Consider the following 13,812-nt stretch of genomic DNA (forward strand, 5'->3'; position numbering starts at 1 on the left):
ACGCTCGCGGCTCCCTCTACGCCTCTGTTTCCTGCTCAGCGTTTCTCGTTGCGTTTTCCGCTTTATCCACCCACGCTGGTTGCTCCGGTGGCGTCGCGTTCACGTGAAACTGCACGTCGGTCCTAACACGAGCGATCGTGGTGTCGTTTCGCTGCCGCCGCTCGTATTCGTACTCACGGATGAATCCGTTTTCGTCGATCACTGCGGACAGATTACCTTCCTGTATCGTCATATTGGTACTGGAGAATCCTGATTGCTCATCTCTCTGCTGTGTCCCCTGAAGCAGATACCGATCCGGCGATCCGTCGTCCGATATCGGTTCGACCGACACGTTCGACGCCTTCTGCAGCAGCGATTTGATGCCCATCGACAGCCGACTGTCGGATCGCTCTTGGGGCAAACTCTCTCGTGTCGCGTTGTAGTGACGATATGTATCCGTCCCGTTCTGCGTGCCTTTCGAGTAGAAACCCGTTTCGTTCGTCCACGTCTCGCGTGTCGCATTGGATGGAGTGTGCTTCGATACGGTGGAGACGGCCGTTCGATCCGCAGCGACGCGAATGGTGGTGTTCGACTCTCCTACTGTCCGATCGTCCACAGCGATCCGATACGTCGAGTTGATCGCGACCGACCGGTTCGCCAGCGCCTCCCGGTGGGCGTCGATCAGCGTTTGAACACTGCTGATCCCGCTTTCCGTAACGCCCGGCGGCATCCCCTTCTCTCCATCGGTCGGCACTTGTGCGGGCGTGACGGTCACGGGATCCGAGTCCGTTCCGATCACCGGAAACCCGCTACACCCCGACAAAACGAGCAAAAGGGCGAGTACGACTGGTGTGAGTGTTCGCATACCGTTCATTCATACAAAGTTAAAATAAGTCTTTTGTGACATCAGTTGCGCTTCTTTCGATTCAGGTAGGTTTAGTATGTCCGCGCAAAACTTGCCGTCATGGAGACGCTACTCTTGGACCACGAGGCCGTCGAGGCGAACGCCCCGATGGCGGACGTGATCAGCGCGGTATCGGATGCATTCGCTGCCTACGAGCGGGGCAACGCCCAGATGCCCGCGAAATCCTACATCGAGTTAGACCGGTACAACGGTGATTTTCGATCGATGCCCGCGTATCTGGACGCCGGAGAGTGGGACGCAGCCGGTATCAAATGGGTGAACGTCCACCCCGAGAACGCCCAGAAGTACGATCTGCCGACCGTGTTGGGGACGATGATCTACTCCGATCCGACAAACGCGTTTCCGTTAGCGATCATGGACGGCACGGCGCTGACGCGGCTCCGGACCGGTGCGGCGGCCGCGGTCGCTACCGATCACCTCGCTGTCGAGGACGCCACCAGCCTCGGGATCGTCGGCGCGGGGGTCCAATCGTACACCCAGTTGGAGGCCATCGCCGCGGTACGGCCGATCGAGGAAGTCGTGATCAGCGATCTCGATGAGGAACGTGTCGAACGGTTCGTCGACCGGTACAGCGATGCGTTCGAGATCACGGCCGGTTCCGTCGCAGACGCTGCCGCCTGTGACGTGCTTTCAACGGTCACCCCAGTGACTGAACCGATCGTCGATCGATCGATGGTGAGCGACCATACCCATATCAACGCGATCGGCGCTGACGCTCCCGGCAAACACGAACTCGAGGACCAACTGCTCACGGAGTCGACGCTCGTCATCGACGATTTCGAACAGACTACCCACTCCGGGGAGATCAACGTTCCGTGGAGCGTGGGCGCGTTGACCGACGAGGATATTCACGCGGCTCTCGGCGAGATCGTCGTCGGCGACATCACCGGACGGACGGCAGACACGGGGCTTACCGTCTTCGACAGTACGGGGCTGGCCATTCAGGACGTCGCCGCCGCACACGTGGTTTACGGACGTGCACAGGCGGAGGAAAACGGTAGGCCTGTCTCTCTCGTCGACACCACGGTTCGGTGAGTGTCCTTCTTCTGGGTCACTCGCGGCTGGTCGCGCGGTTCATGAGTCGACCGACAACCCAGATGAGAATCAAAAACGGTGACAACGGGACGAGCAACACGATCAGCCCGAGAAAGATTATCCAGCCGATCACGTCCATCTCTCGATCTGGGCGGCCGAAATACTCCGGGGTCACGGTAGGAACGCTCGTTTGATTTTCCTCGTCGGTGCTCATGGTTGTAACTAGTACGCCAACAGATAAAACGTTCCCCGAATCGTCAGTACGCGGGCTGGATACTTTGACCACGGACGTGTACGCTGGGATCGAGCGTGTTCAGTCCAGATGGACGGCTGGACGGAACGGCACCGCATCGCTGGCTTGTTCGCGTTCGTCGTCTCCGGCGTCGGTTTCGTTTTTGACGACGATTTCGGCACCGAACTCTTGGGCGAAGAACGCCTCTGCCTGTTCGTACACTGCCTGCTCTTCGATCTCGGTCATCGTCGAGAGCGTCTCATCGTCGCGGCCACGAACGTGTCCGACGAGATCACCGACGAGTTGGTTCACCTCTTCACCCCGCTTGCGGAGTTCGGGTTGCTCCATCACCTCACTCATCACGGCTCCGACGTCGGGGCCGGTTTCCGTGACCTGTTCGAACACGTCGCGTTTCCAGTCAGCGGCCGTGTAGACAGCGATCCGTTCCGGATCCGTGCCCGTGACGTTGACGATGTCGTTGATGTCTTCGGTGAGCTGTTCTACCAGCGACTCCTTGATCTCGATGGTTTGGTCGGTGAACGCCGGATCGACGCTCGGCCATCTCGTCGCCGGCTCACCGGTCAACTGTTCGTGAAGCTCGTTCGTGAGGAACGGAACGAACGGCGCGAGCAGCTCTAGCCGGGTTCGGAGCACTTCTTGGAGCGTCCAGCCCGCGCCAGCGCGATCCCGGTCGGTTCGGCGTCGATACCACCGAAGATGTTCCTCGAAGTCATAGAAGGCGGCCTGACTGGCCTTTCGGGTTTCGAACGCTTCGAGTGCGTCAGTGCTCGCCTCGACCGTCGCTTGCAGTTTGGCAAGCAGCCACCGGTCGATCGGTTCGAGAGCGGGCTGCTCGTCGGGAACGTCTCGCTCGATGAGTTCGCTCGCCCGGTTGTAAAATCGTTCGAGCTGATCGCGGGTGTCTTCGACCCGGTCGTTGCGCCAGTCGAAATCTTGCCACGGTTCGGCGCTGTTGAGCAGGAAAAACCGCACCGTGTCCGCACCGTACTCCTCGATCGCCTCGGCTGGGAGCACGACGTGGCCTTTCGAGGAGGACATCTTCTCTCCCTCGAGCAGCCCCATCCCCATGCTGGTGATTCCTTGGGGCCACTGTGGCTTCTCAAACAGCTCCGCGTGGTGATAGAGGTAAAACGTCAGATGATTCGAGATGAGATCGTTCGCCGAGCAGCGGAAGTCGACCGGATACCAGTACTCCCATTCCTCGTGGAGTTCGAGCGCCGTCTCGTCCGGCTCCTCGACGGCGTCTGCCCCATAAAACAGCGTGTCGAAGAACTCGGGAGTGAGCTGCTCGACCGGGACGTCCTGGAGCCGGTGAGCGATGGTGTAATACGACATGTAGATCGTCGAATCCGACAGCGGCTCGATGATGAAATCCTCGTCCATCGGGAGCGGCGTACCCAGCCCGTAGTTGCGGATACACGGCCACTCTTCGAGCCAGTCGATCGTGTGAGTGTACTGTTCCCGGGTGGTTTCGGGGATCGCCGTCATCGATTCGACGGCGTCGTGGGCTTTTTCCGTCCAGTCGGTATCGTTGTACCGGAGGAACCAGGTTTCCTGTTCCGAAACGATCACCTTCCCCCCTGACCGGGAGATGACCGTCTCCGCGAAGTCGTACATCGCATCGAACGCCCCCAGCTGTTGGTACTCCTGTTTGATCTCTTCGCGCACGTTGCTGATGATTTGCCCGGCGTACTCGCCATACATCTCCTTCAGCCGACCGCTGTGGAACTCGTTGTTGTACAGCTCCTGCCGGACGGTTTCGAGTTCCGGATCGGTCGTCGACTCGACCTCGGCGAATTCGACGGCATCGCGCGCAGGGACTTCGCCGTACCCCTCGACGTCCGCGATGGGACGCGCATCGATCGCCTGAACCGCCTCAGGGTCGATGCCGTGTTCACGGAGACGTTCCTCATCCTCTTTTGCTTCCTGGAGAGCGATCCAATCGTCGGGGCTGTGGGCGGGCACGCTCATCACCACGCCCGTCGCGTTGTCCGGATCCACGAACCCCGCGGGCAGTACGAGCACTGACTCCTCGGTGACCGGATTCGTGACCTGCTCGCCCACGAGACTATCCCCCGTGAACGTATCAAGGATCTCGACGTCGCGGGCCTGGTAGTCGAGTTTCTCGACACCGTCAGTCGAAACGATCCACTCTTCGTCGTCTACCCGTGCTCGGACGTACTCGGCGTCGGGATTGATGTAGGCGTTGGTCACGCCGTGGATCGTTTCGGGACGCAGCGTTGCCATCGGGACGGTCGTTCCGTCCCAGTCGAATTTCACGAGCGTGTACTCCTGGAACTCCTCCTCTTCACCCTCTAGGATGTCGTGGGTCGTAACGGCGTTTTCTTGTTCGAGATCGTATTTGACGGGGTGAAGTCTCTTCTCTAACAGCCCACGATCGTTCAGCCGTTTGTACTGCCACGTGATGAACCGCTTGTAACGTTCGTCGTTGGTAGTGAACTCACGACGCCAGTCGACAGACAAACCTAGCGCCTTCATGTTCTTTTTGTAGTGCTCTTCGATGAAATATCGAGCAAAACCCATCGGTGTTTCCAGCTCCGAGAGCGTGTCACTGGGAACGTTGTAGGTGTTTTGGAGCACGTCGAGCTGTTTCTCTTCTCCTTTTTTCAGTCGCTCGACAGCGCCGATGATCGGCGTTCCGGTGACGTGCCACCCGATCGGAAACAGAACGGAGTCTCCCTGTAACCGTCGGTATCGGGCGTACACGTCGGGAACGGTGTAGGTTCGAGCGTGGCCGATGTGCATCCCTCCACTGGGGTACGGATACGGCACTGTGATGAACGTCGCTTCGTCGTCGTCGGGATCCGCTTGGTAACGTTCCGTCTCGGTCCATCGATCGTACCACCTCGATTCGATACTGTTGGGATCGTAGTCGGTCATGAAGCTACGAATGGGAGGGCTGCCTAAAGAAGTATACATCTCGTCTCGCCGGTTTCTGTTCGACCGTTGAGTGTTGCTTATTCGATCGGGATCGATTTTCCATCGTCGCTGTGCGATTCCTTCGACAGCGTAATGGTGAGTACCCCGTTTTTGTAGCTCGCGTCGGTTTCGTCTTCCACGACCGATTCCGGCAGCCGAACCGAACGGCTGACGGATTCACGGCTGCGCTCGCGTCGAACGAACTCTCCTTCACTGGATTCGGTTTCCACGTCCCGTTCGGCGCTGATCTTCAGCGTCGATCGCGAGAGCCGTACTTCGATGTCGTCTTTGTCGTACCCGGGGAGGTCAGCTGTGACGTTGTAGGTGTCACCCTCATCGACGAGATCAAGCGGGATACCCTGAGTGAGGTTCGCGTCGAACGATCGGAGCCCCTTGTCCATCTGTTCGAACATGCGCTCGATCTCTTCGAACGGGTTACGCGACGTCATATCGATAGATACGATCTCATACTGAATAAATCTAGCACCCGAATAGCTCTCGACTCAGTCGAGCAGCTCACTCTATCACGTGTTTGGTGTCGTACGATCCGAGCCGTCGGACCCACCCCGACTGTACGACGGTTTGGATCTCGTCGAGCGCTCGTTGGGTGCGTTCCTCGTACAGGCCGGCGTTGATGTCGATGTGGAACTGGTAGTCGCCGAGACGATCGCCGCTCGGTCGTGACTCGATCCGCGAGAGGTTGATGTCCCGCTTTGCGAACGGGTCGAGGAGATCGAGCAGCAGCCCCGGATGATCGGCGTCGGGATAGATGATGAGCGACGTTTTCCCACCCGCGACCGACCGCTCGTCTGGGGGTGCGAGCACGACAAACCGGGTGGCGTTCGAACTGCGATCCTGAATGTCTTCGGCGAGCACGTCGAGTTGCTCTCCGCTGTTGTCGGGTCGGGCGATCGCCGCCACCGTCGGATCGTTCCGTGCTCGTTCGACCCCGCGGGCCGTGCTTGATACGGGTTCCAGCACAACGTCGGGGTAGGTCGATTCGAGATACGTCCGACACTGTGCGAGCGCCTGGGCGTGGCTCGCGACGACTTCGAACTCCGGTTTCTGTGCGAGCAGCGCGTGTCGGATGGGTGTGACGATCTCCGTGACGACCGCAACCTCATACTCGACCAACGCGTCGAGGGACTCCGTCACCGATCCCTCGATGCTGTTCTCGATCGGGATCACCCCGCGCTCGATCTCCTCGCTTGCGACGCGTTCGACGATGCCCGTCACCGATTCGGCGAACTCGATCTCCTCGGCGACTGCCCGGGCCGCGCGGTGGGAGTACGTGCCTGACGGTCCCAGCGTGATGGCTCTCATTACACGGCGTTTCCCCGGTCGCGTGAAAAACACGTCGGACTCTGTGGAGTGTTCGGGGTCGGATTGCTTGCAAACTCCTGAAACGCACAATCTATTCGAGCGTACACAGTGTACTGTGTAACAATATGGCACAAAGACTATTCAACTCGATGAGGAAGCCTACGAACTCCTCAGCGGGCGCAAGCGTGAGGGTGAAAGCTTCAGCGATGTGGTCAAACGTCTCTCCGGTGAGCGTTCTTGGAAAGTGGTCGCCGGAATCTGGGCGGGTGATACTAACGATCTAGCGGCCGCTATCGAGGAGTCGGGAACGATCTCCGCGGCGTCGTGACCGGATTGATAAGAGACTTCACCGCGAATGATCTAATATATTATTATTATTATTATTATTCATTGGTGTTCTCGACTCGAAACCGCTCGTGACAGCCACTACGGAGCACTTCGATCGGGTTCCCGACCTCGAAATCCGTAGTTACTGATCATCCCCTCCGTTCGAGTCGGTTGAGTCGGTCACCGATTCAGCGTGTGGATCGCCTTGCCGGTCGCGTTCTCGGCGGCTTCCATGACGGCTTCAGAGAGAGTGGGGTGGGTGTGGATTGTCGCGCCCACGTCTTCGAGGGTTGCGCCCATCTCGATGGCAAGACCCAACTCGCCGATCAGCTCGGAGGCTTCGGGGGCGACGACTTGGGCACCGAGGAGGAATCCGCTGGGTTCGTCGGCGACGACGCGCACGAACCCATCCGTCTCTTCGAGCGTGAGCGCGCGTCCGCTCGCGCGCATCGGCATCTGGCCGACGACCGGTTCGAACCCTTCTTCTTTTGCTTCGGTCTCGGTCAGCCCGACGGTTCCGATCTCGGGATCGGTGAACACCGCTGCCGGGATGGCTTGGTAGTCCAGTGCCGCCGGCTCGCCCGCGATCACTTCGGCCGCGACTTCTCCTTCCTTCATTCCTTTGTGGGCGAGCATCGGATCGCCAGCCACGTCGCCGACAGCGTACACGTGATCGAGGGTCGTCCGTGTGCGGTCGTCGGTCGGGATGAATCCCCGATCGTCAGTGTCGAGATCGATCGCATCGAGATTCAGCGTGTCCGTGATAGGCGTGCGTCCGACAGCGACGAGTACTTTCTCTGCGCCGTATTCGTCGATTTCTCCCTCTTCGGTCTCTGTGTGTACGGTGATTCCACCGTCCATTTCCTCCCAGTCCTGTGCGGACTCACCGAACTGGAAGTCGATGCCGAGCTGCTGGGCGCGCTCTTTGACGACGCTCGATACGTCGGACTCGTAGGTCGGCAACACGTCATCGAGCATCTCGACGACCGTTACGTCCGTCCCGAGTTTGGCGAACACTGTCGACAGCTCCATCCCGATGTAGCCCGCGCCGACCACGAGGAGACTCTCGGGGATCGATTCCAGTGCGAGCGCGTGGCGCGAGGAGAGGATCCGATCGCCGTCGAACGCGAACCCCGGAATCTCGATGGGTCGACTTCCGGTTGCGATGATGGCGTCTTGGAACTCGACCGATTCGCTGCCTTGGCCTTCTCCGTCGTGGATGACGCGGACCGTGTTCTCGTCGGCGAATTCGGCTCGACCCTCCAAGAGATTCACGCCGTTTGCCTTACAGAGCTTCTCGACACCGCCCGTGAGCTGGTCGACGACGTCGTCTTTCCACGCCACCATCTCTCCGAGATCGACACTGGGATCGGCATGGATCCCCAACTCCTCGGCGGTGGCGGCTTCATGAGCGGTGTTTGCACCGGTCACTAACGCTTTCGATGGGATACAGCCGTGATTGAGGCATGTCCCGCCGAGGGCGTTCGTTTCAGCGAGCGTGACATCGAGATCGAACTGTGCAGCCCGGATGGCTGCGGTGTAGCCGGCCGGACCGCCGCCGATAACCACGACGTCGGTTCCGGTTGCGATATCTCCAACGACCATGTTCTTATAGTAATAACAGCGCTGGATTGTTCAAATATTGCTTCACCGTATTCGTGAACGACCCGGCGACCGCTCCGTCGATGATGCGGTGATCGATCGACAGAGAGAGCGTCATCACCTTCCGTGGGACGATTTCGCCGTCTATCACGCGGGGTTTTTCCTTGATCTCACCCAGTCCGAGGATCGCGGATTCGGGGTGGTTGATGATCGGTGTGGCGTACTCGCCACCGACGGCACCGAAGTTGGTGATCGTGAACGTCCCACCTTGCATCTCCTCGCGGGCGATTTCACGCTCGCGGGCTTTCGTTACGAGTTCGTTCATCTCGGAGCTGAGCTGGAGCAGCCCCTTCCGGTTGACGTCGTCGATCACCGGTACCATCAGCCCCGCATCGGTTGCGACGGCGATCCCAACGTTGTAGTAGTTTTTGAGCACGATCTCCTCGGTAGATTCATCCAGCGAGGCGTTGAGATACGGATGGTCTTTCAGCGCGGCAACGACGGCTTTCATCACGAAGGGCATGTACGTGAGCGAGACGCCCCGCTCTTTTGCGACCTGTTTGAGATCGTCGCGCGTTTCGACCAGTTCGGTCACGTCAACCTCGTCGTGGTGGGTGACGTGGGGCGCAGTGAACTTCGAACGTTCCATCTGCTGGCCGATCGTGCGCCGGATCCCCTTGTAGGGAACGCGCTCTTCGCGTTCTCCGGTCTGTAGTGCTCTGGTATCAGCTGCCTGAGCAGCCTGTTGGCGCTCCGTATACGCTTCGATCTGCTCGGCCGTAACGAACGGCTCGCCGTCGTGTTCGCTGTCTGTCGGCACGGCGTCAATGTCTACTCCTTCCTCGTCGGCGAGCTTCCGGGTGGCGGGCACGGCGAGGGTTCTATCGCGGTCGGCTCCCTCGCTCGCCGGGGTGAATGTGTCCCCTTCGCTTTCGTCGGCCGGCTGGACGGCCGATTCGACGCCGTCGCTGGCCTCTGCCCGGGTTTCTTCAGCGTGGGCACGCACGTCCTCCGCAGTGATGCGGCCGCTCGGATCGGATCCCTCGACGGCACTGATATCCACTCCACGCTCGCGCGCGAGGCGGCGCGCACTGGGTGCGGCGAAAACGCGATCCGTGGCTTCCGCCTCGACGTCCGTCGTCGACGCCGGTTCGGCTTCGGCTTCGGATTCGGCTTCTGTTTCGGTCTCGGTCTCGGTTGCTTTTCCATCTCCGTCGGTGTCGAAGACGATGATAACGTCACCGACGGGCACTATCTCGCCCGCTTTGGCCCGTCGCTCAGCGACCGTCCCATCTACTGGCGAGGGGACTTCGACGACGGCTTTGTCCGTCTCGACCTCCACCACTGGCTGGTCTTCCTCGACAGGGTCGCCGGTTTCGACGAGCCAGTTGACGATCTCACCTTCTGCGACACCTTCTCCAACGTCCGGAAGTTCGAATTCGTGTGTCATCGTTCGATATCTGTACTCAGAAGTTCACAACGTCTCGAATCCCATCGGCGATCCGCGTCGGTTCCGGGAGATAGTAATCTTCGAGCGCGTACAGCGGGAACGGCGTGTCGAACCCGGTGATACGCTTGATCGGTGCCTCTTGGTAGAGCAGTGCCTCCTCTTGGATGGTGGCGGTGATTTCGCCCGCAAGCCCACCGGTCTTGGGCGCTTCGTGAACGACGGCTCCCCGTCCCGTCTTCTTGAACGACTCCACGATGGTGTCCGTATCCAGTGGCGATAGGGTTCGGAGATCGACGACTTCCACGTCGATCTCGCCGGCGAGTTCCTCGGCAGCTTCGAGCGTCCGGTAGGCCATCGCGCCCCACGTGAACACCGATACATCCGATCCTTCCCGACGGATCGCTGCCTCACCGAGCGGCGTGGTGTAGGTGTCTTCTGCCACCTCCTCGCGGAACGCCCGGTAGATGAGCTTCGGTTCGAGAAACACGACTGGATCCGGATCGCGGATCGCCGACGCGAGCAATCCCTTCGCGTCCGTCGGTGTGCTCGGTACGACGACTTTCAAACCGGGTTCGTGGACGAAAAAGGCCTCTTTGGATTCGGAGTGGTGTTCGGGCGCGCGGATCCCACCGCCGTAGGGCGCGCGCACCACCATCGGACAGGAGAATCGTCCTCGTGATCGGGTGCGAATCCGCGCGGCGTGGGAGACGATCTGATCGAATGCGGGGTAGATGAACCCCATGAACTGGATTTCGGGGACTGGACGCAGCCCATAGGCTGCCATCCCGATCGCGGTGCCGACGATGCCCGATTCGGCCAGCGGCGTGTCGATAACGCGATCTCCCCCGAACTCATCGTACAGTCCCTCGGTTGCGCGGAAGACGCCACCATTTTTCCCGACGTCTTCGCCCATGACGATGACGTCCTCGCTCCGTTCCATCTCGCCGTACAGACCGTCTCGGACCGCCTGTACGAGCGTGAGATCTTCTGTGGTCGATTGCTGGTTTTGTGTGCTCATTCCAGTAGCTCCTCGTCGCCGTGTCTGTCACGAAGTCGTTCGAACGCCTCGCGCTGATCTGCCACCCGATCCGGCGTTTTCGAATGAACGTGTTCGAACATCTCTGATGGATCGGGTCGATCGGTTGATTCGGCCGCGTCGATCGCGTCGTCGACCTCCGCTTCGATCTCGGTCGTGATCGCGTCGATGCGTTCCTCATCGAGGAGTCCCTCGTTCTGGAGATACGCCTCGAACCGCGGGATCGGATCGCGGCGCTTCCACTGTTCGACTTCGTCGTCGTCGCGGTAGACGCTCGGATCGTCCGCCGTCGTGTGCGCACCGAATCGATACTGAACGGCTTCGATCAGCGTCGGCCGCCTGTCGTCTCCGTCCGGTTCTCGGGCTTTTTCGACGGCCGCTTCGGTCACCTGGTACACCGCGAGCGGATCCATCCCATCGACTTGAACGCCCTCGAATCCGTACGCAGTGGCCTTTTGCGCGATGGTTTGGCTAGCCGTTTGGCGCTCTCGTGGGACGGAGATCGCCCACTGGTTGTTGTTGCAGAAAAAGACCGTAGGGGTATCGAACACCCCTGCGAAGTTCAATCCCTCGTGAAAGTCACCTTCGCTCGTCGCACCGTCTCCGAAATAACACATGAACACGCGGTCTTCTCCCTTGAGCTTCGACGCCCACGCCATTCCCGTGGCGTGTGGTATCTGGGTTGCGATCGGGACGGTCGACGGGAAGACGGGCTGGTCATCCATCTTGTTGCCGCGCTCGTCACCCATCCAGTACCGAAGTGTCTCCGACAGATTGACGTCAGAGCTATAGACAGCCGCGTGTTCGCGGTAGGAGGGTATCAGCCAGTCGTCTTTTGCCAACGCGTGAACGCTCCCTACTTGGGCTCCTTCCTGTCCCGACATCGGCGGAAACGTGCCCATCCGTCCCTGTCGCTGGAGACTCACCGCACGCTGGTCGAAGTGACGTCCGATCTTCATCTCTCGATACATCTCGATGAGTTCGTCCTCCTCGAGTTCCGGTACCGTGGCCCCATCGTAGACGCGTCCCTCTTCGTCGAGAACCTGAACGCGCTTATCGGGGTCGCGTTGTAGCGTACTCATACTTCCCTCTGCAGCATATACGAAACTTTCCCGCTGTCCGTATAGTGTTTTCGTAAATATCTTTCTCTCGTTGCTAATCTTGCCATGCAAACGCCGTATGGGGCGTTTGCGATCACTGTACCGATGAGAGACGTTGCCAAGTTGACTCCAAGACAAAATAATTATCTATGCCGGAAGTCACTGAGAAGTCATGAGTTATACAGTAGTGCGAAACTCACTACTCTCATTTTTCTCCGATCCGCCCGGTACTGTTACCGAGCGTGGTATGCTTCTCTCTGCGCTCTCACTTACGGTTCTTCTCGTGGGTGTCGTTCCTCTCGTAACGCTTATAACTGGTTTCCCACTCCTCGCGGTGGTGGCCATCGCTGGCGTCGTTTATGCTGGTTGGGCAGTTCTCACGGACAACTTCCTTGAAGGGCTGTGTAGCGGGGTCATCGTCCTCTGTACGTTCCAGGCTGAGATTCCAATCGCTGGAATCAGTCGCGGTGGTCAGCTCGGAGCGTACACGTTAGAGATCATGCTGGTTGACGTCGCGGCAGTGCCGCTTGCTGTCCTGTTGTTGGTGTGGACCTCAGCACGGTTCAGACTACCAACCGATCGTAGCGCGCGGATCGCCGGGTACGCACTCGCCGGCCTCGTCGTTTGGGCAACCATCGCTGCCGTCATGGGCGACGGCCCATCGACGATGATGGGGCTTTTCTTCTCGGTGGCTCAGCTTCGACATCTGCTGTTGTTCGGCATCGCAATGGTCATTGGACGGTACGTTGGACTCCGAACCGTCACGTATTCGCTGCTCATCGCAGTGGGTGGACACGTGCTGTTTGCGATCGCCGAAGTGTTCAACCGAGGCTCATTCGGTCTCAGCTATCTCGGCGAAGCAAGCGGCTACGGCTTTGAAACCTTCTATATCGGACCCATCGCAGTCACGGCCTCGACGTACGCCGGTGGGTTCGCTGGTATCGCTCGGATTTTGACCGCGCTGTTGTTACTCGTGATTCCGATCGCGGTAGAGCGCGTCATCAGGGGCTCAAACTGGCAGCAAGTGCTCTCTCTCGGATTTATCACCGGCGGCGTCTTTCTCCTTCGGGTCAGCGCAACCGACTCCGGTTGGGCCGCGTTTTTGCTTACCGTCCCGCTGATGATCGGTTCGGTGGCGTACATCCACCGCACGGCCGAGGAAGATGGACTCGGGCTGTACGATTACGCTCGTGGATACGCCACTACTGTCGGTGCGGGCCTGTTGAGCTGCCTCCTGTTTTTCTCACGAACCGCCAGTCAGGAAGCGCCGGAGCCGGAGCCGGCTCCGGAACCAGTGGACGGCTCCGGAATGTTGTCTCGAATCGATTCCGAGATAATCATATCGATGTTGGACGCCGTTCCGTTGATAAACACGGGGAACCTCTCGATACGAGTCCAGCAGTACGTCGCGGCGCTGGAAATCGGCATCACCAATCCCCTGTTCGGGATCGGTGGGATGAACTTTTCGCTCGTCGCACAGAGCTACGGCGTCTCGCGTGCGATCTCGATGCACAACGTGTACCTGTCCTTTCTGGTTGGAACCGGGATACCGGGCATACTCCTGTTCGTCACCAGCCTTCTCGCAGTTCTCGTCGTAGCGGTCAAAAACGCTGTGACGGCGATCGACGAGGACCGGCTGCTCTGGGCGATGATCGCCTGTGGCATGCTCGGTTTCCACGCCATCAACTTCTGGATCGCCGCGGGCGAAATCGGGAAGGTCGCGTACATGACGTTCTGGATGCTCGCCGGCGCGGTCGTCGGGTCCACGAAATAACTAATACACAACAACAGAATTATACCCGACTCCTGAACTGTGTTGTAGTATGCGAACCTCTTATCGGC

11 protein-coding genes and 1 pseudogene are annotated in these 13,812 nt (G+C 59.4%); 3 read left to right on the forward strand and 9 right to left on the reverse strand.

Annotated elements, in window-relative coordinates:
- Positions 1 to 16: 16 nt before the first annotated feature.
- On the reverse strand, positions 17 to 844 hold the full coding sequence (locus tag MW046_RS07855) for a DUF7537 family lipoprotein (protein WP_247992566.1): 828 nt from the start codon (positions 842 to 844) through the stop codon (positions 17 to 19).
- Positions 845 to 943: 99 nt separating this feature from the next.
- Here MW046_RS07855 and MW046_RS07860 point away from each other — a divergent pair, with 99 nt between their 5' ends.
- Positions 944 to 1,939 (forward strand): ornithine cyclodeaminase family protein, encoded by a 996-nt coding sequence (locus MW046_RS07860; protein ID WP_247992567.1) that lies wholly within the window; start codon positions 944 to 946, stop codon positions 1,937 to 1,939.
- A gap of 16 nt (positions 1,940 to 1,955) precedes the next feature.
- Here the strand turns inward: MW046_RS07860 and MW046_RS07865 are convergent, their stop codons facing one another.
- From MW046_RS07865 to pheA, 4 genes are all read right to left on the reverse strand, one after another.
- Positions 1,956 to 2,153, reverse strand: a complete 198-nt coding sequence (locus MW046_RS07865) for a DUF7535 family protein (RefSeq protein ID WP_247992568.1) — start codon at positions 2,151 to 2,153, stop codon at positions 1,956 to 1,958.
- 99 nt (positions 2,154 to 2,252) lie between these two features.
- A complete protein-coding gene (gene leuS / locus MW046_RS07870) occupies positions 2,253 to 5,093 on the reverse strand; it encodes a leucine--tRNA ligase (RefSeq protein WP_247992569.1) in 2,841 nt (946 codons plus the stop codon).
- Between the two features lie 77 nt (positions 5,094 to 5,170).
- Positions 5,171 to 5,581, reverse strand: a complete 411-nt coding sequence (locus MW046_RS07875) for an Hsp20/alpha crystallin family protein (RefSeq protein WP_247992570.1) — start codon at positions 5,579 to 5,581, stop codon at positions 5,171 to 5,173.
- 67 nt (positions 5,582 to 5,648) lie between these two features.
- Complete coding sequence (gene pheA, locus MW046_RS07880; protein ID WP_247992571.1) at positions 5,649 to 6,455, reverse strand: prephenate dehydratase; 807 nt, start codon at positions 6,453 to 6,455, stop codon at positions 5,649 to 5,651.
- Positions 6,456 to 6,594: 139 nt separating this feature from the next.
- Between pheA and MW046_RS19815 the strand changes: the two are divergent.
- A pseudogene (locus MW046_RS19815) lies at positions 6,595 to 6,657 on the forward strand (antitoxin VapB family protein); the annotation flags it as partial.
- 305 nt (positions 6,658 to 6,962) lie between these two features.
- Here MW046_RS19815 and lpdA read toward each other — a convergent pair.
- Genes lpdA through pdhA form a run of 4 tightly spaced genes read right to left on the reverse strand, consistent with a single transcriptional unit; the run spans position 6,963 to position 11,952 of the window.
- Positions 6,963 to 8,387: a dihydrolipoyl dehydrogenase gene (lpdA, locus tag MW046_RS07890; RefSeq protein WP_247992572.1), complete on the reverse strand. Its 1,425-nt coding sequence runs from the start codon at positions 8,385 to 8,387 to the stop codon at positions 6,963 to 6,965.
- Positions 8,388 to 8,391: 4 nt separating this feature from the next.
- On the reverse strand, positions 8,392 to 9,834 hold the full coding sequence (locus tag MW046_RS07895; RefSeq protein ID WP_247992573.1) for a dihydrolipoamide acetyltransferase family protein: 1,443 nt from the start codon (positions 9,832 to 9,834) through the stop codon (positions 8,392 to 8,394).
- Between the two features lie 16 nt (positions 9,835 to 9,850).
- Positions 9,851 to 10,852 carry an alpha-ketoacid dehydrogenase subunit beta gene (locus tag MW046_RS07900; protein ID WP_247992574.1) on the reverse strand — a complete coding sequence of 334 codons (1,002 nt, stop codon included), beginning with the start codon at positions 10,850 to 10,852 and terminating at the stop codon, positions 9,851 to 9,853.
- Complete coding sequence (pdhA, locus tag MW046_RS07905; RefSeq protein ID WP_247992575.1) at positions 10,849 to 11,952, reverse strand: pyruvate dehydrogenase (acetyl-transferring) E1 component subunit alpha; 1,104 nt, start codon at positions 11,950 to 11,952, stop codon at positions 10,849 to 10,851. The genes MW046_RS07900 and pdhA overlap by 4 nt, the downstream gene beginning before the upstream one ends.
- 190 nt (positions 11,953 to 12,142) lie before the next feature.
- Here pdhA and MW046_RS07910 point away from each other — a divergent pair, with 190 nt between their 5' ends.
- Positions 12,143 to 13,744 (forward strand): O-antigen ligase family protein, encoded by a 1,602-nt coding sequence (locus tag MW046_RS07910; RefSeq protein ID WP_247992576.1) that lies wholly within the window; start codon positions 12,143 to 12,145, stop codon positions 13,742 to 13,744.
- Positions 13,745 to 13,812: the final 68 nt, after the last annotated feature.

The sequence above is a fragment of the Halocatena salina genome (assembly GCF_023115355.1).
GTDB lineage: Archaea > Halobacteriota > Halobacteria > Halobacteriales > Haloarculaceae > Halocatena > Halocatena salina.